Below are 20,568 nucleotides of genomic sequence, written 5' to 3' on the forward strand. Positions count from 1 at the left end.
CCGTAGCATTTTTAGGCGTCAAGTTTATCAAAATAGTCTAGGGAAGTCCTTGAGATTTTTAACAACCGATTAATTTAAATTAAATTTATAGTATATTGATTCACAGAACAGATTAAACGCGCATTGTTTTAATTAAAGCTTATAAACGCGAGCTTACTATACTTGATTAAAACACTCAGGTATTAGATAATCTGGTGCATTAGTATAAAGGTATTGAGGGTTATAAAATGTCTGAAGAATTACCCATTAAGTTTAGCGACGCAGCCGCTGTGCGTGTTAAACAGTTAATCGACGAAGAAGAAAACCCAGATCTAAAACTGCGTGTTTATGTCACAGGCGGTGGTTGTTCAGGTTTTCAATACGGTTTTACTTTTGATGAAAAAGCGAATCCTGGCGATTTAGAAATTGTTAAAAACGGGGTTACCTTAGTCATTGACCCAATGAGTATCCAGTATTTAGTTGACGGTGAAGTAGACTACACCGAAGGGTTAGAAGGGGCACGCTTTTTTGTCTCTAACCCTAATGCCACAACAACGTGTGGCTGTGGCGCTAGTTTTAGCGTGTAAAGATACCGTTATTTGAAAAAAAAACCGCTTAATTAGCGGTTTTTTTATGTGTTTAAAATCATAACTCAGTTGGTCTGTATTCTGTTATTTGCATTATTAACACAAAAAAACCAAGTACGAATGCAGAGAAAGCTAAAATATAGATAAAGCCTTTTTTACCCTGTTTGATTGGAATTGCATAATGGCGCAAAAAAAAGTACCAGCCCAAGCATAAAATAATAGGCAGTAAAAAAAGTAGTCTAAACATGATTTAGCCTTTTTAAGCAAATAATAAGTTAATAATAAACGGCTTATATTTAAATGAAACAAAAAAGTTATAAAATATTTAACCTTATTCAGAGTTAGTAAATATTTGTTGTTAAACTTTAATCGCATAATTACTAATTAATCATTCAGATCAACGATGAATGGTATATAATGTATCCAAGAGTGAAACGGGCAAGGTTTCATTTTTCACAATAATAAAGTGTTAATACATATTTGAGCGTTTTTATTGGTTGAATTGTAAGCGTTTACACTGCGCTTTTGTGAGTGGTTGTAGGTTTACAGTGTTGGCGATTTTAAGCGCTTAGCTATATGTATATTTAAACAACGAGTAGGAGTTGTATATGATGGGTAAAACCGTATCTTCGGAAGAAAATGCAAAATTAACAAAGTGGCTTAAAACTAAGCGCCATGAAAAAGGCTACACCATGCGTAGCTTAGCGCAAATCTTGGGTACGCCACATTCTTTTATTGGCAAAATTGAAAATCAGGAACGTCGTTTAGATGTAATTGAGTTTGTTCGCTACTGTAATGCATTAGAAGTCGACCCTTATGAAGCATTAAGCTTAATTAAAGCTGACTAACGCTTTCTTTTTGGCTGTAATCGTAAAGTTAAATTAGCGTCTACAGCCAATACTAGTGCAGGGATGCATTAGGTATTTTTATGATAATTTTGCTCTAGTGCATATAGCTTGTGCCTAATTAGAAATAAAAACACTAATGAGGGTAAAACCATAAGTGCAGTTAATACAAAGAACAATGACCAATTCCCCATTAGCCAATCATCAATAACCACGCCGCTGTAACTCGATAATAACGTACGCCCTAAATTACCCAATGATGCCAATAGCGCATAATGGGTGGCGCTAAATGCTCTGTCACACAGCATAGATATAAAAGCAACCATTGCCACTAAAGACCAAGCTTGGGTAAAGCCATCAACTACAATTGCCATTGCATATAAGTGCTCTTGTGGACCAGCTAAGGCAATCCAAGAAAACATTAAGTTAGATGCTGCCATGGCTATGCCACTAATAAATAAGCCTTTCACAATGCCATATTTATGGTTAAAAATACTGCCCAAAAAGGCAAATACAATGGTGATTAACCCCGTGCCGAGTTTTGAGTAATTTGCTATTTGCGTATTACTAAAGCCAACTTCTTTATAAAATACAATCGACATCCGCGCTAAAAATGCTTCACCAATCTTAAATAAGAAAATAAACGCCAGCAGCGCCAACGCGGTTTTAACGCCATTTTTAGCAAAAAAGGTTTTAAACGGATCAACCACGGTAACGCCTAGCCATGCAAGCGTTTTTGTCAGTGGTGTTTGTTTAGTGGCGGCGAGTTTTTCAAGATAAACACGTTCTAGTTCGGCATGTACGGCTTCGCGATTTGATTGTGGCTCTTTAGCCCAAAATACACAGCTAATTAATAACAGCATAATCGCGGATAAAAAATAATATACCTGTGGCCAGTCAATATTTGGCATATCAGCCATGTAAAAAGGCACAGCTCCTAATAAAGCATAGCCAGTCCACCAACCTGAGGTGGCCATTGCAGCAGCCGCGGTGGCTTTGTGAGATTCATTTTCACTAAGGGTATCTATTCGAAAGGCGTCAATTGCAATATCTTGCGTGGCAGAGGCTATGGCGATTAATAAGCAAAGTGCGGCGGCAACCGCTAGGTTTGCTTTCAAATCAAGTCCTGCAAGTAGCAATGTGCCAAGCAAAATAAAGCTTTGGCAAAACAGTATCCAACTACGGCGCTGACCAAGCCAATTATATAAAAAGGGCAGTTTAGTGCGGTCGATTAAAGGTGACCATAAAAAGTTGATGCTGTAGGCACCAAACACAATGCCAAATAGGCCAATCATGCTGCGGCTCAAACCTTCATCTTTAAGCCATGCCGACATTACTGAGCCAATTAATACCCACGGAAAGCCACTGCTCATTCCAAATATAAAAACATTAATCAAACGTTTATCTTTAAAATAAGAAAAGTATTCGCTAACAGAAAGTGTGCTATTCATAGGGGCTCATTGGCTTATACAAAGAGCAGCTAAGGCTGCTCTTATTAAAAAAGTTATAAAGGAACTTGCTCAAGCACCTTAATATTTAATATAACGACCGGTTTTTCGGGTACAAAGTTGTAGCCAATTTTGTCATTAAATCCGGTTTTTACAGCCATGATTTTATCGAGTGTTTCATAGCCTTCCATCACACTGCCAAACACTGCAAATCCCCAATCACGGCCAGGGTTTAAATGATCGTTATCATCCATATTAAAAAAGAACTGACGCGTTCCTGAGTGTGGTTCACGGTCTTGATAAGCCATCGCAATGCTATACATATCGTTTGTTAAGCCGTTACCGCTTTCATTAAAAATAGGGTCGTTTTCATGTAGGCCATCGTAATCTTTATCATAACCACCGCCTTGAATTACAAAGTCACGATCATTTTCTACGTCGCGTTCTACACGATGAAACACACTACCTTGATAGCTTTTATCCGACACGTACGTTAAAAAATTATTGACCGTAATAGGAGCTCTTGAGCGGTCTAACTCAACCACAATGCTGCCCAACGATGTCACAATTTCTACCCGAGGAAAAATGTTATCTTTTTGCACAAAACGACCCTCTTGAGCCGCTAAGCTACTAACGCTAAATAATAAGCTTACGCAGATTAAAAAAAGTTGCTTCATTGTTAACCTTCTAAAAATGCAATTAATTCTGGGTCAGATACAATGCGGGTAATTAACTGCTCAGTCAACTTATTGAGCTGACCTTCAACTTTTGCCCTATCGTGACCAAGCGGGCCAGATAAATTAGCATTACCGCTGTAGCGTTTACTAAAATTACTGGTCGGGCGAATCACCCGCACTTCAAATTCAATCTTGGCTTCACTGGTATGGCTCATTAGCGTTTCTGTAACTACCGCTTGCAGCGTGTGAATATCTAACTCAAAACGCAATTGCGCTAAATTAGAAATGCTGGCGCCATTGCGACTCAGCGCACTGTCTAGCGCACTTTTAACCGATTCAGTAATACCCGTACTGGCAATGGTTTTGGTTTTGCTCGATTCAATCAGCTTTAAGGTTGCACTGTCACCACGTAAATCAATCACGCTGGTGTTTAAGCTGCTGTTTATTGAGCTTATTTGACCACTTTTATACACAGGGTTAAGAATAAGCTGATTAGGCTGATTGGCACATCCCGAAAAAACCACTAATGTACAACAGCTCAATAATGCTTTTAAGAGTTTCATTTATAACGTCCCACTATTTTTAGTTGCGCTGAGTACCACAAACTTTTTATTAGAGCCTAATAAAGTACAGTTACCAAACATACGGTTTAGTTTGTCGTGGTAATCTAGATGACGGTTACCAATAATACGCAGCTCGCCACCTTCTTTTAATGTGTCTTTTGCTTGCTTGAACATTTGCCATGCTATGTGGTCGGTAACCGCTTGTGCTTGGTGAAATGGCGGATTACACAATACAATATCAGCGCTTTCACGTTCAAAGTCAGTTAAACAATCATTCTCTATAAAGGTACATTGTTCAAACTTGTCTTCCATGTTGAGCTCAATGTTGAGTCGAGCTGATTCAACCGCCATATACGACTCATCAACAAAGCTAATATGGGCATTAGGACAGCGCGCTAATGTCATTAAACCAACTACGCCATTGCCACAGCCTAAATCAATAATATTTTTGGCTTTATTTGTTTGTGGCAAATAATTAAAAAAGAAACGCGCGCCAATATCAAGTGAATCACGTGAAAACACATTGGCATGATTACTTATTGTAAAATCAGTGCCTTCGAGCGGCCAGCTCACTGGGAAATCTGCACCTTTATAACCGCCAGCGGCCTGGCTAATAATTAAACGTGATTTTTTTACTGCGAGGCTTGTTTTCGTCTCACCAATAAAATCTTCAAATGCTTTAATCGTAGAGTTATGCACGTCTTTAGTTTTTGCAGCACCAATAACCGGTGTACCGGGCGCCAGTACTTCGCTTAATTCAGATAGCTGATACTGTAAAAAAGCCAACGTGCGTGGTACTTTTACCAACACTAGGTCTACTTGTTCGGGCAAAGCCGATAAACTATCAAGCTGGCTAAACGCAGTTGTTGCGATTTTGTTTTGCGCTAAGTTATAAGCCGCCGCCTGATGGCTAATATATGAGTCGTTTACTGAACAAACTGTTAATTGTTGCTTGCTAAAGTAACAGCTAAGTGCACCAAAGCTGTCGTTTAAGATCAGCAATGAGCGACAATTAGGGTAGTGTTCATTAACATAGTCAATGAGGTATTCGTCTGCTGAATCCCACGCTTGTAAGCTGCGGTTTTTTTGATCCAAAGGAAAGCGTTCAAGAGTAAAGGTGTTATCGCCGAGCGTAGCTTGCGTAGTCATAATAGTTTAATGATCGGTAATCAAATGATAGGTAAATTCTAACATGCAACCGCCAAACGCCAACCCCCAACTGTTACCAAATGGCTTTTCTTATCAAAGTAGGGTGCTTAGTGCGCAAAAAAGCCTCGATTTATTTTATTATTTGCAGCAAAACTTAAATTGGCAACAACCAAATATCACGGTGTTTGGCAAAACGGGGCCAATACCAAGGCTGCAATGTTTTATCAGCGAAGAGAATCTTGAGTACGGCTATTCTGGGCATAAACTCGATTTAGAGCCTTGGCCAGACGTATTACTTGCTATGCGAACACGATTAGAAAATCACCTACAGCAACCGTTTAATTCAATTTTGGTTAATTATTATCGTGATGGCCACGATAGCATGGGCTGGCATAGCGATGATGAGACGCAGCTAGGGCCTGAGCCTACAATAGCCTGTGTATCGCTTGGCGCAGAGCGATTATTTAAACTTAAACACAAAGTAAGTAACAGCATTACTAACATTAAATTACAAAGTGGTAGCTGTTTAATAATGAGCGGCCAAAGCCAACAAAATTACCAACATGCATTGCCCAAACAAACAACGCTTAAACACCCTCGAATAAGTTTAACGTTTCGCTATATCAGGGTCTGTTGATCTTTGCGGATTATAATTTGTTCAAACTAGGAGCGGTTTAATCGCGGCGCGAGGTTTGTAACCTAGTGGGCTCGATAACTACTCCTGCGTTATTCTACTGGCTTACATCCATGTAAGAATAAGTAAAAACCGAGCAAAGCTTCCGCGTCCTGCTCACGCCCCTTACCTACATCCATGTAGGTAACAAAGAGTTAATTGCCCCTAGGCAGAACCCTTAAGGGCAGCGCCTGTTTGGCATTGATGCTGCGTTATCGCCTATTTATGGGGAATAACCACACCACATAGGCTCTGCCTTGTCTAAATACCAAACAGGCTGCTGCAAATTTAATCTTGAAAGGTCAACAGACCCTAATAATGGTTTCAGTTAAATAGCATTAGCCATGGTATAGCCGCAGTTGTTATAGTAAGGACATAACTGAATTTTGAGGATGGTTTTTATGTCAATGCAAGAACAAATACGTAACAAGCTAGCCGATGCGATTGCGTGCAAGCATTTAAATGTGATCAACGAAAGCCATATGCACAGTGCAGGCACTGAATCACACTTTAAAGTGATTGTAGTTAGTGAGGAATTTGCTGGTAAGCGATTATTGCAGCGTCATCGTGAAATTAACGAAATTTTAAAAGATGAGTTAGCAAATCATATTCATGCGCTTGCGATGCACACTTACACCCCTGAAGAATTTACCGAGCACGACGGTGAAGCGCCGCAGTCGCCTAACTGTATGGGTGGCTCAAAAATTGGATAACAGGTAGCTAGAAGGTGGTTTGAGCAGAGCGTAACTGATCAGATCAGTTTTTTTTGTTTTAGCCTTTAAACTAGCGCTAATTTTTATTGTAAAAGATATAGGATGATCAATGGTCATTAAGCCTAAAATTCGCGGATTTATCTGCACCAATGCACACCCAGTAGGCTGTGCAGAGCATGTACAAGAACAAATTAATTATGTTAAGCAGCAAGGGGCATTAAAAAATGCACCTAAAAATGTATTAGTTATTGGTGCGTCTACAGGTTATGGCCTAGCGTCTCGCATTACCGCTGCATTTGGTGGTGGCGCTAAAACATTAGGTGTTTTCTTTGAAAAAGAAGGCACTGAGCGTAAAACAGGCTCTGCGGGTTGGTATAATACGGCGGCGTTTCAAGCAGCTGCTGAAGCTGAAGGTTTATGGTCAAAAAATATTAATGGTGATGCGTTTTCTAACGAAATTAAACAAAAAACAATCGACACCATTAAAGCTGAATTAGGTAAAGTTGACTGTATTATTTACAGCTTAGCATCACCACGTCGTACTGATCCAAATACCGGCGAAGTGTTTTCTTCAACGCTTAAGCCAATTGGTAATGCGGTAACCACTAAAAACTTAAATACGTCAAAGCGTGAAATTGATGAAGTAACTGTTGAAGCGGCAAACCAAGACGATATCGACAACACCATTAAAGTAATGGGTGGCGAAGATTGGGAAATGTGGATTGACGCACTTAAAGAAGCGGATGTACTCGCAGATAACTTTAAAACCACGGCTTACACTTATATTGGTAAAGAACTAACGTGGCCAATTTACGGTCATGCAACAATTGGTAAAGCCAAAGAAGATTTAGACCGTGCCACTGCTGCTATTAAAGCTGCTACCCAAGATTTAAATGGTGAAGCCTACGTTTCATCGCTTAATGCGGTTGTTACTCAAGCAAGCTCAGCAATTCCAATCATGCCACTTTATATTTCTGCCTTATTTAAAGTGATGAAGGCTGATGGCACGTATGAAGGCACCATTGAGCAAATTCATGCGCTATTTAGTGAGAACTTATACGGTGATTCTCCACGCTTTGACGAGGGCGGGCATTTATTCCAAAACTATAAAGAACTGGAAGATGACGTTCAATCTCGCGTTCAAGCCATTTGGGATAGTGTAGATACAAACTCAATTGATGAGTTAACCGATTATATTGGTTACCATAATGAATTTTTACGCTTGTTTGGTTTTGGTGTTGACGCGGTTGATTATGAACAAGATGTAAATCCTGTTGCACCTATTGCCAATATGATTGACTAACTTGTCGCTGTTAGCGCATTTTTGAAAAAGTCGCCTTGTGCGGCTTTTTTGTTTTTTAGCTTTGATTTGAAAAAATATTTGCTAATTGTTGGCTAATTTACCACTTTGGTCTAGCTTGTATTTTATTAATTGTTAATTACAAAACTAAATAAACGTTTCTCTCGTATAATTTTCATAAATACACTCGCATAGTCAGCCACAATAATGTTAAAATCAAAGCAATATGTGAGGAGTTTTACTGCGCTGCTTGTTTGGTATTTATAGCGAGTCATTTTATAGCTTGCAATAATACAAATAGCGGCGTGGTTAGTACGATTTTTCAGTTTCTTTCCGTTAATGTAGTGCAAGTGCGTATGATCAATATAAAAAAAGGTCTGGATTTACCCTTAGAGGGCGCACCTCAGCAAGTTATTCATGATGGTTCTGCCGTCAAACGTGTAGCTGTGCTAGGTGAAGAGTTTATCGGTATGCGTCCAACCATGCATGTTCGTGTGGATGACCAAGTCAAAAAAGGCCAGGTACTTTTTGAAGATAAAAAGAACCCAGGCGTATTATTTACTGCACCAGCTTCTGGTACAGTAAAAGAAATTAATCGCGGTGCTAAACGTGTTCTGCAATCTGTTGTTATTGAAGTAAACGGCAGTGAGCAAATCACCTTTGGTTCTTTCTCGGAAACTGAGCTTAACAGCTTAGACCGTGAAAAAGCTAAAGAAGTACTAGTTCAATCGGGTCAATGGACAGCACTTCGTGCCCGCCCATTTAGCAAAGTAGCGGCATTGGATGCAAATCCTAGCTCTATTTTTGTGACAGCTATCGATACCAATCCACTTGCTGCAGATCCTGCAGTAATTATTGCTGAAAATGCGAAAGCGTTTGAAGCAGGTTTGGCTGTTGTGTCACGTTTAACCGATGGCAAAGTATTTGTTTGTAAGCAAGCAGGTAGTCAAGTTCCTAGTTCACCTATTGCTCAAGTAGAAGTACATGAGTTTGGTGGCGTGCATCCGGCTGGCCTTGTTGGCACTCATATCCATCACCTTGACCCAGTATCTGCTAGTAAGCAAGTTTGGCACATTGGTTACCAAGACGTTATTGCGTATGGTCACCTTTTCCTTACTGGTGAAATTTACACAGACCGTGTGATTTCGCTTGCAGGTCCGCGTGTTAAGAATCCTCGTTTAGTGAAAACACAATTAGGTGCTTCACTTGATGACTTAGTTGCAGGTGAATTAGAAGACGGTGATAACCGTGTTATTTCTGGTTCTGTACTTGCAGGTGCTACGTCTTCTGGCGTTCATGCATTTTTAGGTCGTTACCATGTTCAAGTATCTGTATTACTTGAAGGTCGCGAAAAAGAATTTTTTGGCTGGATTGCACCAGGTAGTGATAAATTCTCTGTAACGCGTACATTCTTGTCTCACCTTACACCGAGTCGTTTATTTAAAATGACAACGTCTACGGGCGGTTCAAAACGTGCTATGGTTCCACTTGGAAGCTATGAGCGTGTTATGCCACTTGATATTTTGCCAACGCTTTTATTACGTGACTTATTGTCTCGTGATTTAGACAGTGCAATTTCATTAGGTGCGCTTGAATTAGATGAAGAAGATTTAGCGTTATGCACCTTCGTTTGTCCTGGCAAATACGAGTACGGCGCAGCCCTACGCGATTGCTTAACTACGATCGAGAAGGAAGGCTAAAATGGGCTTAAAAACTTTCTTAGAAGATATCGAACCGCATTTTGAACCAGGTGGTAAGCATGAGAAATGGTACGCGCTGTATGAAGCCGCTGCGACTATTTTTTACACGCCAGGTTACGTAAACAAAGGTTCAACTCACGTTCGTGATAACATCGACCTAAAACGCATGATGATTTTAGTGTGGATGGCGACGTTCCCTGCCATGTTCTTTGGTATGTTCAATATTGGTCATCAAGCGGCAATCGCGCTTGGTAATGGTTTTGAACTAGCTAACATTTGGCAAGTAGGTTTATTCCAGTTATTAGGCGGTGAGTTAACCGTTGATGCTGGTTGGGGCGCAAAAATGTTCTACGGAGCATGTTTCTTCCTACCTATTTATGCAACAACCTTTATTGTCGGTGGTTTTTGGGAAGTATTGTTTGCTTCTGTGCGTAAGCATGAAGTAAATGAAGGTTTCTTCGTAACCTCTGTATTATTTGCATTAATCCTGCCTGCAACGATTCCTTTATGGCAAGTTGCGCTAGGTATTACTTTTGGTGTAGTTATCGCAAAAGAAATATTTGGTGGTACAGGTCGTAACTTCTTAAACCCTGCGCTTGCTGGTCGTGCGTTTTTATTCTTCGCATACCCTGCACAAATTTCAGGTGACACAGTATGGACTGCCGTAGATTCATTCTCTGGCGCGACGATGCTTGGTCAAGCGTTTGCTGGTACGTTAAATTACGCGACTGATATTGAGCTTTGGTGGAATGCGTTTTACGGATTCATTCAAGGTTCTATGGGTGAAACGTCTACACTAGCTGTACTTATTGGTGGTTTATTCCTAATTTACGTGCGCATCGCGTCTTGGCGTATCGTGCTAGGTGTATTCCTAGGTATGGTAGTAACCTCATCAATACTAAATACTATTGGTTCTGAAACCAATGCTATGTTTGCTATGCCTTGGTACTGGCATATGGTATTAGGTGGTTTTGCATTCGGTATGTTCTTTATGGCAACTGACCCTGTATCTGCTGCATTTACTGATAAAGGTAAATTAGCATACGGTGCGCTTATTGGCTTTATGGTTATCATGATCCGTGTTGTTAACCCTGCATACCCAGAGGGCATCATGCTAGCAATCTTATTTGCTAACTTGTTTGCACCTTTATTCGATCACTTTGTAGTGCAAGCTAATATCAAGCGGAGGTTGGCACGTAATGTCTAGTAATAACGAATCAATTGGCAAAACGCTAGCTGTTGTTGTCTCATTATGTTTAGTGTGTGCAGTTATTGTGTCGCTAACGTCTGTGCAACTTCGCCCTCTGCAAAAAGCAAATAAAGCAAAAGATATTCAAAGTAATATCTTAGCTGCTGCTGGTATTGGCAAAGTTGATAACGTTGCAGAAACGTTTGAAGCTAAAATCGAAACCCGCTTTGTTGATATGCAAAGTGGTGAGTTTGCTGAGCCGGTAGAAGATTTCGACTTTGAAAAAAGCAAATATGATGCTGATTTAAGCAAGTCTCTTAAAGAGAATGGTATTAAGGACATCGCCGGTATTCAACGTATTACCAAGCGTGCGCCTGTTTACATCTCTAAAAAAGACGATGGCTCTACTGATGCAATCATCCTTCCTATTCAGGGTTATGGTTTATGGGGTTTAATGTACGGTTTTATCTCGCTTGAAAGCGATGGCGAAACTATTAAAGACATTATTTTCTACAAACATAACGAAACACCTGGTTTAGGTGGTGAAATTCAAAACCCACAGTGGACTGCAACGTGGGAAGGTAAAGAGTTACCAATCCAAATCGTTAAAGGGACTGCAGCCGGTGATGAGCACAAGATCGACGGTCTTTCAGGTGCTACATTAACGTCTAATGGTGTTGACCATGCAGTTGACTTTTGGACTGGCGAAAATGGCTTTGGCCCTTTCCTTGCGAAAGTACGTAAAGGAGCATTGAACTAATGGCTGATACTAAAGAAATGAAGGCGGTCCTATTCGGTCCAGTTTTCGCTAACAACCCAATCGCATTACAAGTACTTGGTATTTGTTCTGCGCTAGCGGTAACGTCTAGCTTAAAAAATGCATTAATCATGTCAATTGCATTGACCTTGGTAACTGCATTCTCTAGCCTTTTTATCTCGACTATTCGTAACCATATTCCATCATCAGTACGTATCATTGTACAGATGACGATTATTGCATCATTGGTAATCGTGGTTGACCAAGTACTACAAGCTTTCTCTTACGCTACGGCAAAAGAGTTATCAGTATTCGTTGGTCTAATCATTACTAACTGTATCGTAATGGGTCGTGCTGAAGCTTATGCAATGAAGTCGCCGCCATTAATGTCTTTCCTTGATGGTATTGGTAATGGCTTAGGTTACTCTGTTGTGCTTCTTACTGTTGGCTTTATTCGTGAGTTATTCGGTAAAGGTTCACTGTTCGGTGTTGATATTATTCCATTAGTACAAAATGGTGGTTGGTACCAACCTATGGGTCTATTGATCTTACCACCGAGTGCATTCTTCATTATTGGTTTATTCATTTGGGTACTTCGTACTTATAAGAAAGACCAAGTAGAAGCTAAAGCGTAAGGGGCGATAAGTGGAACATTATATTAGTTTATTTGTAAAAGCCGTTTTTATTGAAAACTTAGCGTTAGCATTCTTCCTAGGTATGTGTACTTTCTTAGCCGTGTCTAAAAAAGTAACTACATCAATTGGCCTAGGGGTAGCGGTTATTGTTGTATTAGGTATTTCAGTACCGGTTAATAACTTGGTTTACCATGCGGTATTAGCACCAGGTTCACTTGAGTGGCTTGGTTACCCAGAAGCGGATCTTAGCTTTTTACGTTTCTTAACTTTCATTGGTGTTATTGCTGCACTGGTGCAAATTCTTGAAATGGCATTAGATAAGTTCTTCCCACCACTGTACAACGCATTAGGTATTTTCCTACCACTAATCACAGTTAACTGTGCAATTTTTGGTGCGGTAGCCTTCATGGTTGAGCGTAACTATAACTTCGGCGAGTCTGTTGTTTATGGTATTGGCGCTGGTGTGGGTTGGGCGCTTGCAATTACATTACTTGCAGGTATCCGTGAGAAAATGAAGTATTCAGACGTACCAGATGGTTTACGTGGTCTAGGTATTACCTTTATCACTGTTGGCTTGATGGGTCTTGGCTTTATGTCATTCTCTGGTATTTCACTGTAATAATAGCGAGGTCAATCATGGATATTTTCTTAGGCGTTGGTGTTTTTATCGCTATCGTTGTAATACTAGTTTTAATCATCATTGGTGCTAAATCTAAGCTAGTTGCAAGCGGTGACATCATCATCGGTATTAATGGCGATCCAGACAAAGCCATTAAAACATCAGCAGGTAGTAAGCTATTAGGTGCACTATCTGAGTCAGGTATTTTCGTATCTTCTGCATGTGGTGGCGGTGGCTCTTGTGGTCAGTGTCGCGTTCACATTAAAGAAGGTGGCGGTGATATTCTGCCAACTGAACTTGACCACATCTCTAAAGGTGAAGCACGTGAAGGTTGTCGTTTAGCGTGTCAGGTTAATGTTAAAAATGACATGGAAATTGAACTTGAAGAGTCAATTTTCGGTGTTAAAAAATGGGATTGTGAAGTTATCTCTAACGATAACAAAGCAACGTTCATCAAAGAACTTAAGCTACAAATTCCAGATGGCGAGTCAGTGCCGTTCCGTGCGGGTGGTTACATCCAAATCGAAGCGCCAGCTCACCATGTTAAATACGCTGATTTCGATATTCCTGAAGAGTATCGTGGCGATTGGAACCATTTTGGTTTCTTCGACCTGGAGTCAAAAGTAGACGAAGAAACAATTCGTGCTTACTCAATGGCTAACTACCCAGAAGAAGAAGGCATTATTATGCTTAACGTGCGTATCGCTACGCCGCCGCCAAGAAACCTAAGCCTACCATGTGGTAAAATGTCATCGTACATTTGGTCACTGAAAGAAGGTGATAAAGTAACTATTTCTGGTCCATTTGGTGAGTTCTTCGCTAAAGACACAGACGCTGAAATGGTATTCGTAGGTGGTGGTGCAGGTATGGCACCAATGCGTTCACATATCTTTGACCAACTTAAGCGTTTAAACTCTAAGCGTAAAATTAGTTTCTGGTATGGTGCACGTTCTAAGCGTGAAATGTTTTATGTTGAAGATTTTGACGGCCTAGCTGAGCAAAACGATAACTTCGTTTGGCATACAGCGCTTTCAGATCCGCAACCAGAAGATAACTGGGAAGGCTACACTGGCTTTATCCACAACGTGTTATTTGAGAACTATCTTAAAGACCACGAAGCGCCTGAAGATTGTGAGTTCTACATGTGTGGTCCTCCAATGATGAATGCGGCAGTTATCTCTATGCTTAAAGATTTAGGCGTAGAAGAAGAAAACATCTTATTAGATGATTTCGGTGGCTAATACCCAAACTAAATAAATTTAGTTAAAATACCAGCCTCATAGCACTAAGTGTTATGAGGCTTTTTTATATCAACTGATTGAGTTTGGCTTTACCGCTGATTTTAGTTGATACTCTATTTAACCTTTATAAGTAGGCTATTATGAATCGATTAAGTACAGTTAAAGGCGTGGCAGCCTTATTTTTAATCATATCCACGTTACTTATTACCGGTTGTGGCAATTCACAACACAACGAAGAAGCTTACCTTGAAGGTAAAACGATGGGGACAACTTACCACATCAAGTTTTACGCTGATCAAGTGGATCCTCAAGCAGTTCAAGCAGAAATAGATGCGGTTTTAGTTGATATTAACCAGTCTATGTCGACCTATATTGAAGAGTCAGAAATAAACACCTTTAATCGTTTAGATGCTAATCAAGTAATGCCAATCAGTGATGATTTTAGAGCGGTTATTGCAGAATCTATACGAATTGGTGATTCAACTAAAACACTCGATGTGACTATGGGACCGCTAATCGATTTATGGGGATTTGGTCCTGATAAAAAACCAACAAAGCGCCCAACGGATGAAGCACTGGCAAATATGGTCAGTAACATTGGTATAGATAAGCTAGTCCTTAATGAGCAAGGGTTAGCTAAAACAGTTGCTGATTTAGAGCTGTCGTTTTCGGCTACCGCAAAAGGCTATGGTATTGATAAAGTTGCTGAGCTATTACAAAGTAAAGGCATTACAGATTACATGGTTGAAATTGGTGGAGAACTGCGTATTGCTGGTACAAAACCAGACAATCAAGCATGGCGAATAGCAATCGAACAACCTGATGCAAATCCGGGCGAGCGCAAAGTACACCGCGTATTAACACCGGGTAATAATGGCATTGCCACCTCAGGCGATTATAGAATATTTTATACTATGGATGGCGAAACTTATACGCATCTCATTGATCCGATGACAGGTATGCCGATTAAGCACGACTTAGTCTCTGTCACAGTTTTGCACCCAAGTGCAATGACGGCGGACGGTTTAGCGACTGCTTTAACGGTAATGGGCATGGAAAAGGCACAACGTTATGCGCAGCAGCATGATTTACCTGTGTATTTAATTGCGAAATCGGCACAGGGGTTAGTCACCTATTCAAGCCCTGCGTTTAAGCCTTATTTATAGTCTTTAGGTTTATATCCTTATCATGAGGGTATATAATGCAATGAGCTCAGATATGATGTTTGGGCTCATTTTATTGCTGAACAATAGGGGCTAAGCAATGTCACTTTTTTTTCTAACCTTTGGCTTACTTATTTTAATTGTCGCTGCAATGGCGATAGGCATGATAGTACAAAGAAAATCGATGGCGAGTAGCTGCGGAGGCCTAGGCTCTGTAGGTATTGATAAAGCATGTGATTGCGATGATCCATGTGATAAACGCAAAAAGCGTCTAGCCAAAGAGCAAGTATGGAAAGAAAACCAAATTCTTTAAATAGGGTATCCCTGTTTAAACAAAAAACCTCTCGTAGCTCACTACGGGAGGTTTTTTATTTATATCGGCATAAATAAATCACCAGCCGATAAAATAATCGTGTTTTTATCTTGAACAGAAAATTCTCTTTGTTATACTCATGCCCGAACTTTCAGTAAGTTTTGAAAGTTCTATTGATGCGGATCAAAACTAGCTTGGCAAAATAGTGCTAATGCGTTGAGACTGTATTTCATGTCACTGTATAAGGCTTTACGGCTGCAACCTTTTTTGTTGCCACGGTGTACACCGAATTTTGTTATTAGTCATTTTAATAGGTTAATGTTTTTGAACTCACTTTCTTTGTTTCATACCAGCGCTTTGCTTACCTTAGGTAAGTCAGTGTTGCATGAGCGCTTTAAAAAAGCGAAAAAGGGCGTGAGTGTGGCTGTAACATTATTAGTTTTTAATGTCGTTATGTTGCTTAGTGGCGCTATTGAGGATGCCTTTAGGCTTGAAGCATTGGTCAGTGATGGCTTTTTTATAGAGCCATTATTACTGACAATTGCCGAATTTTTAGCTCATCCCATCTTATCGTGTCAGTTACTTATTGGCCTTTGTTGGCTATTGTTCCACATGTTTCCAGCGCGTCGTGCTGGGATAATCCTCCGTAAAGCAGCCTTTGCTTTTAGCGAGGCTAAAGTTCAGCAACCAGTGCAAGCTGCGCATGGTTGTCGTGCTCCACCTAGCTTTACAGGTTGTCTGTTTACCCATTAATTTTATGGGTATAGGTTACACCTGTGGTATCTAATTATTTATTCTTGCTGTAAATAACGATTACTTTCATTGTAGCTTAGTGTTTTTACACACTCTCAGCCAACCATACCTCACCCAAGTTAATTTTTATTGCGTTATATTAATGTGTTTAAAAAAGCTGGGTTGGTTCTGCTAGGTGGTTTTATTAAGCCAGTGGTCAATACTTCATGCTTGCATTCGCTCTGCATTATTGTAATTCAATCTTAATTAACTTGGATTTTTATCAAATATCGTTGCTAAATATTTTTGGCAGCTAATAAAAACTCTTTAGGTTTTAGGATAGTCCCTTGTTAATTCGTAACCTTTTTAATATTGCTTTAGCTAGTATGGCGCTGATCTTATCAGGCTGTAATGGCGGGGTACTCGACCCAAAAGGGCAGATAGGTATTGATGAGAAAAATCTGATCATCATCGCCACTGTGCTTATGTTGTTAGTTGTGATCCCCGTTATTGTGATGACTTTATATTTTGCTTGGAAATACAGAGACACACAAAACCATGAAATTTACGCACCAAAATGGGCTCACTCTAATAAGATTGAGGCTGTTGTATGGGCGGTTCCTATTGTTATTGTTGTTATTTTAGGTGTGATCACCTGGCAGTCAACTCAAGAGCTTGACCCCTATAAACCGATAGAAGGTAAAGGTGAACATCTTACTGTTGAAGTGGTGTCACTTAATTGGAAATGGTTATTTATTTACCCTGAACAAGGTATTGCCACGGTGAATGAATTGGTATTTCCAGCCAATGTTCCGGTTGAATACAAAATCACGTCAGAAAGCACCATGAACTCGTTTTTCATCCCTCAGTTAGGTAGTCAAATCTACTCAATGGCGGGCATGGAAACTAAGCTGCATTTAATTGCTAATGAGCCAGGCACGTTTAAAGGCTTTTCGGCTAATTACAGTGGTGCGGGTTTTACTGGTATGAAATTTAATGCCATCGCAACGCCAACAAAAGCTGACTTCAACCAGTGGGTTGAACAGGTAAAAACTAACGCTAATAACCTTACTCATGCCAATTATGTTGAGCTTGCAAAAGCAAGTGAGAACAACCCAGTCGCTTACTATGGCAAGGTTGATGACGGTTTATTTCATACCATAGTGATGAAATACATGCAGGCGCATGGCGATATGAATAAAAAACATCATGTCATGGGTAAACATCAGCAGATGAGTAATGAGCATCAAGCAATGGGTAATCATTCAATGCCATCATCACACAGCCAGGGCGAGGAATAATCATGTCGTTTTTAGGTAAATTATCTATAGATGCAATTCCGTTTCATGAACCTATTATCATGGTTACCATGGCGGTGATTGCTGTTGTCGGGCTTATTATAGCTGGGCTAATAACAAAATATAAAAAATGGGGTGTGCTTTGGCGTGACTGGATCACCTCGGTTGATCATAAACGCTTAGGCGTTATGTACATTTTATTAGCACTAATCATGCTGTTTCGTGGTTTTTCTGATGCCATTATGATGCGTGCGCAGTTAGCGCTTGCTACCAGTGGCGCGCCAGGCTATCTGCCGCCAGAGCATTACGACCAAATATTCACCGCTCATGGCGTTATTATGATCATCTTTATGGCGATGCCATTTATGATTGGTTTAATGAATATTGTTGTACCACTGCAAATTGGTGCCCGTGATGTGGCTTTTCCATTTTTAAATAATTTAAGTTTTTGGTTTACCGCTAGTGGCGCCATTTTAATAAATTTATCACTTATATTTGGTGAATTTGCTAAAACAGGCTGGGTTGCTTACCCACCGTTGTCGGAGTTGACCTTTAGCCCTGGGGTGGGGGTCGATTATTATATTTGGGCCTTGCAAATATCGGGGCTCGGTACGCTATTAACCGCTGTTAACTTTCTAGTGACTGTATTTAAAATGCGTGCCCCTGGTATGACTCTGATGAAAATGCCAATTTTCACATGGGCATGTACGTGGGCAAATATCTTAATTGCGGCATCATTTCCAATTTTAACCGCAGTGCTCGCCATGCTAACGCTAGACCGTTATTTAGATTTCCACTTCTTCACTAATGAAGCCGGCGGAAACGCCATGATGTATATCAACCTGTTTTGGGCATGGGGTCACCCAGAGGTATACATTTTAGTATTACCAGCTTTTGGTATCTTCTCTGAAATAGTGTCGACTTTCACTGGTAAACGTTTATTTGGTTATAAATCGATGGTATATGCCAGCGGTGCCATTTCTATTCTTGGCTTTATTGTATGGTTACACCACTTCTTTACTATGGGTTCAAGTGCCAATGTAAATGCCTTCTTTGGGGTAATGACCATGGTCATTGCTGTCCCTACTGGGGTTAAGTTATTTAGTTGGTTGTTTACTATTTACCGTGGTCGCTTGCGCATTACTGTGCCCGTACTGTGGACGCTTGGTTTTATGGTTACCTTCAGTATTGGTGGTATGACGGGGGTATTACTAGCAATCCCTGGTGCCGATTATGTATTGCATAACAGCTTATTCTTAATCGCTCATTTTCATAACACCATTATTGGTGGCGCAGTATTTGGCTACTTAGCTGGTTTTGTTTTTTGGTTCCCCAAAGCAATGGGCTTTAAGCTTGATGAACGTTGGGGTAAAGCATCATTTTGGTGTTGGTTAATCGGTTTCTTTGTAGCCTTTATGCCATTGTACGTACTCGGCTTTTTAGGCATGACTCGTCGCTTAAATCACTCTAATAATCCTGATTGGAATATCTGGCTTTACATTGCTGCAGTGGGCGCCGTGATTATTATGTTCGGTATTATTTGCCAAGTTATTCAGCTTTATGTGAGCTTTAAAAACCGCGAAGCGCTTGATGATACCACCGGCGATCCTTGGAACGGTCATACCCTTGAATGGTCAACGTCATCACCACCACAATATTATAACTTTGCTGAAATCCCGCATGTTGATGATATTGATACATGGACTGACATGAAAGAAAAAGGCCTAGCTTATCAAGGTAAATCTAGCTATAGCCCAATTCATATGCCAAAAAATACCGCATCGGGTGTGCTTATTGCTGCGAGTTTAACGGCGTTTTGTTTTGCCATGATCTGGCATATTTGGTGGTTAGCAGGGCTTGGTTTTATTGGTGCAATTGCGCTATTTATTAACCGCGCTTACACCAGCGATGTTGATTACTACGTGCAAAACGACGAAATATTACAAATTGAAGGCGCGCATATTGCCAGTAATACTAAGGAGGTAAGCGCATGAGTACGTTATCTGCAACTCAAGGCCATGTAAATTTAGAGCCTCATAGCGTAAGTCATACGCATGAACATCACGATACCTCTGGCGATACAATCTTTGGCTTTTGGCTTTATTTAATGACCGATTGCCTTTTATTTGCCTCGTTTTTTGCAACCTACGCAGTGCTTTATATGAACACCGCAGGTGGTGTATCGGGCAAAGATATTTTTGAGCTTGATTTTGTTGCTGTAGAAACTGCGGCGCTACTTATTAGTAGTATCACTTTTGGTTTTGCCATGATTGCCGCTCAAGGGCAAAAAAAGGCGCTGACGCTTGGTTGGCTCGCGGTTACTTTTTGTTTAGGCGCGGTGTTTATTGGCATGGAAATTTATGAATTTCATCATTTAATTGTTCATGGCAATGGCCCACAGCAAAGTGCTTTTTTAACATCGTTTTTCTCATTAGTAGGTTTGCATGGTTTACATGTAACTGCAGGCCTTATTTGGATGAGCATAATGATGATAGAAGTGATCAAGCGCGGTTTAGGTAAACAAACCGTCACGCGCCTAAGTTGCTTAAGCTTATTTTGGCACTTTTTAGATATTGTGTGGATTTGTGTATTTACTGTTGTTTATTTAATGGGAGCAATGTAATGAGCCATAGCGAAACGCATGCTTTAGTGCAAATGCAAAGCCAACATCATGATCAGTCACACGGCAGTGTTAAAACCTATCTTATTGGTTTTGTTTTGTCAGTGATTTTAACGGCCATTCCATTTTGGATGGTGATGGAGGGCGATTTTTCAAAAGTCACCACGCTTTGGAGTATCGTTACTTTTGCAATCGTGCAAATTTGGGTGCACTTAAAATACTTTTTACACCTTAATTTCACCACCGATGAAGGCAAAGCGAATACCTTTACCTTCTTGTTTAGCGCGTTGATCATCGTCATGGTGGTTGGACTGTCTGTTTGGATCATTTATGAATCAAACGCAATGATGATGTATTAGAGGTTTCA

The 20,568-nt window shown here is 40.2% G+C and carries 23 protein-coding genes; 18 read left to right on the forward strand and 5 right to left on the reverse strand.

Features of this window, described 5'->3' with window-relative positions:
• Positions 1-227: 227 nt before the first annotated feature.
• Positions 228-566 (forward strand): iron-sulfur cluster insertion protein ErpA, encoded by a 339-nt coding sequence (gene erpA, locus ND6B_RS03815; RefSeq protein ID WP_002958911.1) that lies wholly within the window; start codon positions 228-230, stop codon positions 564-566.
• Between the two features lie 58 nt (positions 567-624).
• Here erpA and ND6B_RS03810 read toward each other — a convergent pair whose 3' ends face one another.
• On the reverse strand, positions 625-813 hold the full coding sequence (locus tag ND6B_RS03810; protein WP_013464338.1) for a hypothetical protein: 189 nt from the start codon (positions 811-813) through the stop codon (positions 625-627).
• Positions 814-1,174: 361 nt separating this feature from the next.
• Between ND6B_RS03810 and ND6B_RS03805 the strand changes: the two genes are divergently transcribed.
• Positions 1,175-1,414, forward strand: a complete 240-nt coding sequence (locus ND6B_RS03805; protein WP_008111877.1) for a helix-turn-helix domain-containing protein — start codon at positions 1,175-1,177, stop codon at positions 1,412-1,414.
• A 68-nt stretch (positions 1,415-1,482) separates the two neighbouring features.
• Here ND6B_RS03805 and ND6B_RS03800 read toward each other — a convergent pair whose 3' ends face one another.
• From ND6B_RS03800 to ND6B_RS03785, 4 genes are read right to left on the reverse strand one after another with little or no spacing between them, the layout of a single operon-like run.
• Positions 1,483-2,862 carry an AmpG family muropeptide MFS transporter gene (locus ND6B_RS03800; RefSeq protein WP_033104055.1) on the reverse strand — a complete coding sequence of 460 codons (1,380 nt, stop codon included), beginning with the start codon at positions 2,860-2,862 and terminating at the stop codon, positions 1,483-1,485.
• A 53-nt stretch (positions 2,863-2,915) separates the two neighbouring features.
• Entirely contained in the window at positions 2,916-3,536 is a 621-nt protein-coding gene (locus ND6B_RS03795) for a peptidylprolyl isomerase (RefSeq protein WP_013464341.1), read from the reverse strand.
• 2 nt (positions 3,537-3,538) lie between these two features.
• Positions 3,539-4,099, reverse strand: a complete 561-nt coding sequence (locus tag ND6B_RS03790) for a YajG family lipoprotein (protein WP_013464342.1) — start codon at positions 4,097-4,099, stop codon at positions 3,539-3,541.
• Positions 4,100-5,248 (reverse strand): methyltransferase, encoded by a 1,149-nt coding sequence (locus tag ND6B_RS03785; RefSeq protein WP_033104056.1) that lies wholly within the window; start codon positions 5,246-5,248, stop codon positions 4,100-4,102.
• A gap of 43 nt (positions 5,249-5,291) precedes the next feature.
• Between ND6B_RS03785 and ND6B_RS03780 the strand changes: the two genes are divergently transcribed.
• The 16 genes from ND6B_RS03780 (at position 5,292) to cyoD (ending at position 20,560) form a co-directional block, all read left to right on the forward strand.
• Complete coding sequence (locus ND6B_RS03780; protein ID WP_033104057.1) at positions 5,292-5,885, forward strand: alpha-ketoglutarate-dependent dioxygenase AlkB family protein; 594 nt, start codon at positions 5,292-5,294, stop codon at positions 5,883-5,885.
• 437 nt (positions 5,886-6,322) lie between these two features.
• The gene (locus ND6B_RS03775; RefSeq protein WP_013464345.1) at positions 6,323-6,634 is read left to right on the forward strand and encodes a BolA family protein; all 312 of its coding nucleotides are present in this window, start codon (positions 6,323-6,325) and stop codon (positions 6,632-6,634) included.
• A 109-nt stretch (positions 6,635-6,743) separates the two neighbouring features.
• Positions 6,744-7,937: an enoyl-ACP reductase FabV gene (gene fabV / locus ND6B_RS03770; RefSeq protein WP_033104058.1), complete on the forward strand. Its 1,194-nt coding sequence runs from the start codon at positions 6,744-6,746 to the stop codon at positions 7,935-7,937.
• A 353-nt stretch (positions 7,938-8,290) separates the two neighbouring features.
• Positions 8,291-9,634 (forward strand): Na(+)-translocating NADH-quinone reductase subunit A, encoded by a 1,344-nt coding sequence (locus ND6B_RS03765; RefSeq protein WP_028835482.1) that lies wholly within the window; start codon positions 8,291-8,293, stop codon positions 9,632-9,634.
• Position 9,635: 1 nt separating this feature from the next.
• Positions 9,636-10,841, forward strand: coding sequence for an NADH:ubiquinone reductase (Na(+)-transporting) subunit B (locus tag ND6B_RS03760; RefSeq protein WP_008111893.1), 1,206 nt, complete (start codon positions 9,636-9,638; stop codon positions 10,839-10,841).
• A complete protein-coding gene (locus ND6B_RS03755) occupies positions 10,834-11,583 on the forward strand; it encodes a Na(+)-translocating NADH-quinone reductase subunit C (protein WP_024601889.1) in 750 nt (249 codons plus the stop codon). The genes ND6B_RS03760 and ND6B_RS03755 overlap by 8 nt, the downstream gene beginning before the upstream one ends.
• Positions 11,583-12,215: an NADH:ubiquinone reductase (Na(+)-transporting) subunit D gene (locus tag ND6B_RS03750; RefSeq protein WP_006791491.1), complete on the forward strand. Its 633-nt coding sequence runs from the start codon at positions 11,583-11,585 to the stop codon at positions 12,213-12,215. Before ND6B_RS03755 ends, ND6B_RS03750 begins: the two co-directional genes overlap by 1 nt.
• A gap of 10 nt (positions 12,216-12,225) precedes the next feature.
• Positions 12,226-12,834, forward strand: a complete 609-nt coding sequence (gene nqrE, locus ND6B_RS03745; protein ID WP_006791490.1) for an NADH:ubiquinone reductase (Na(+)-transporting) subunit E — start codon at positions 12,226-12,228, stop codon at positions 12,832-12,834.
• Positions 12,835-12,851: 17 nt separating this feature from the next.
• Complete coding sequence (nqrF, locus tag ND6B_RS03740) at positions 12,852-14,075, forward strand: NADH:ubiquinone reductase (Na(+)-transporting) subunit F (protein ID WP_013464349.1); 1,224 nt, start codon at positions 12,852-12,854, stop codon at positions 14,073-14,075.
• A gap of 140 nt (positions 14,076-14,215) precedes the next feature.
• Positions 14,216-15,241 (forward strand): FAD:protein FMN transferase, encoded by a 1,026-nt coding sequence (locus ND6B_RS03735; RefSeq protein WP_033104059.1) that lies wholly within the window; start codon positions 14,216-14,218, stop codon positions 15,239-15,241.
• 97 nt (positions 15,242-15,338) lie between these two features.
• Complete coding sequence (gene nqrM / locus ND6B_RS03730) at positions 15,339-15,551, forward strand: (Na+)-NQR maturation NqrM (RefSeq protein WP_010391098.1); 213 nt, start codon at positions 15,339-15,341, stop codon at positions 15,549-15,551.
• A 324-nt stretch (positions 15,552-15,875) separates the two neighbouring features.
• On the forward strand, positions 15,876-16,304 hold the full coding sequence (locus tag ND6B_RS03725) for a hypothetical protein (RefSeq protein ID WP_013464351.1): 429 nt from the start codon (positions 15,876-15,878) through the stop codon (positions 16,302-16,304).
• Positions 16,305-16,630: 326 nt separating this feature from the next.
• Positions 16,631-17,584: a ubiquinol oxidase subunit II gene (gene cyoA, locus ND6B_RS03720; RefSeq protein WP_013464352.1), complete on the forward strand. Its 954-nt coding sequence runs from the start codon at positions 16,631-16,633 to the stop codon at positions 17,582-17,584.
• Between the two features lie 2 nt (positions 17,585-17,586).
• Positions 17,587-19,575: a cytochrome o ubiquinol oxidase subunit I gene (gene cyoB, locus ND6B_RS03715; RefSeq protein ID WP_024601893.1), complete on the forward strand. Its 1,989-nt coding sequence runs from the start codon at positions 17,587-17,589 to the stop codon at positions 19,573-19,575.
• Positions 19,572-20,204 (forward strand): cytochrome o ubiquinol oxidase subunit III, encoded by a 633-nt coding sequence (gene cyoC, locus ND6B_RS03710; protein ID WP_008111916.1) that lies wholly within the window; start codon positions 19,572-19,574, stop codon positions 20,202-20,204. Before cyoB ends, cyoC begins: the two co-directional genes overlap by 4 nt.
• Complete coding sequence (cyoD, locus tag ND6B_RS03705) at positions 20,204-20,560, forward strand: cytochrome o ubiquinol oxidase subunit IV (protein WP_033104060.1); 357 nt, start codon at positions 20,204-20,206, stop codon at positions 20,558-20,560. Before cyoC ends, cyoD begins: the two co-directional genes overlap by 1 nt.
• Positions 20,561-20,568 lie beyond the last annotated feature (8 nt).

Origin of the sequence: Pseudoalteromonas sp. ND6B, from assembly GCF_000764215.1 — a bacterium.
Taxonomy (GTDB): Bacteria; Pseudomonadota; Gammaproteobacteria; order Enterobacterales; family Alteromonadaceae; genus Pseudoalteromonas; species Pseudoalteromonas tetraodonis.

Bases quoted from the DNA above. Each gene is read 5' to 3' on its own strand.
- erpA (WP_002958911.1), top strand. From the start codon at position 228: ATGTCTGAAGAATTACCCATTAAGTTTAGCGACGCAGCCGCTGTGCGT.
- ND6B_RS03810 (WP_013464338.1), bottom strand. From the start codon at position 813: ATGTTTAGACTACTTTTTTTACTGCCTATTATTTTATGCTTGGGCTGG.
- ND6B_RS03805 (WP_008111877.1), top strand. From the start codon at position 1,175: ATGATGGGTAAAACCGTATCTTCGGAAGAAAATGCAAAATTAACAAAG.
- ND6B_RS03800 (WP_033104055.1), bottom strand. From the start codon at position 2,862: ATGAATAGCACACTTTCTGTTAGCGAATACTTTTCTTATTTTAAAGAT.
- ND6B_RS03795 (WP_013464341.1), bottom strand. From the start codon at position 3,536: ATGAAGCAACTTTTTTTAATCTGCGTAAGCTTATTATTTAGCGTTAGT.
- ND6B_RS03790 (WP_013464342.1), bottom strand. From the start codon at position 4,099: ATGAAACTCTTAAAAGCATTATTGAGCTGTTGTACATTAGTGGTTTTT.
- ND6B_RS03785 (WP_033104056.1), bottom strand. From the start codon at position 5,248: ATGACTACGCAAGCTACGCTCGGCGATAACACCTTTACTCTTGAACGC.
- ND6B_RS03780 (WP_033104057.1), top strand. From the start codon at position 5,292: ATGCAACCGCCAAACGCCAACCCCCAACTGTTACCAAATGGCTTTTCT.
- ND6B_RS03775 (WP_013464345.1), top strand. From the start codon at position 6,323: ATGTCAATGCAAGAACAAATACGTAACAAGCTAGCCGATGCGATTGCG.
- fabV (WP_033104058.1), top strand. From the start codon at position 6,744: ATGGTCATTAAGCCTAAAATTCGCGGATTTATCTGCACCAATGCACAC.
- ND6B_RS03765 (WP_028835482.1), top strand. From the start codon at position 8,291: ATGATCAATATAAAAAAAGGTCTGGATTTACCCTTAGAGGGCGCACCT.
- ND6B_RS03760 (WP_008111893.1), top strand. From the start codon at position 9,636: ATGGGCTTAAAAACTTTCTTAGAAGATATCGAACCGCATTTTGAACCA.
- ND6B_RS03755 (WP_024601889.1), top strand. From the start codon at position 10,834: ATGTCTAGTAATAACGAATCAATTGGCAAAACGCTAGCTGTTGTTGTC.
- ND6B_RS03750 (WP_006791491.1), top strand. From the start codon at position 11,583: ATGGCTGATACTAAAGAAATGAAGGCGGTCCTATTCGGTCCAGTTTTC.
- nqrF (WP_013464349.1), top strand. From the start codon at position 12,852: ATGGATATTTTCTTAGGCGTTGGTGTTTTTATCGCTATCGTTGTAATA.
- ND6B_RS03735 (WP_033104059.1), top strand. From the start codon at position 14,216: ATGAATCGATTAAGTACAGTTAAAGGCGTGGCAGCCTTATTTTTAATC.
- nqrM (WP_010391098.1), top strand. From the start codon at position 15,339: ATGTCACTTTTTTTTCTAACCTTTGGCTTACTTATTTTAATTGTCGCT.
- cyoB (WP_024601893.1), top strand. From the start codon at position 17,587: ATGTCGTTTTTAGGTAAATTATCTATAGATGCAATTCCGTTTCATGAA.
- cyoC (WP_008111916.1), top strand. From the start codon at position 19,572: ATGAGTACGTTATCTGCAACTCAAGGCCATGTAAATTTAGAGCCTCAT.
- cyoD (WP_033104060.1), top strand. From the start codon at position 20,204: ATGAGCCATAGCGAAACGCATGCTTTAGTGCAAATGCAAAGCCAACAT.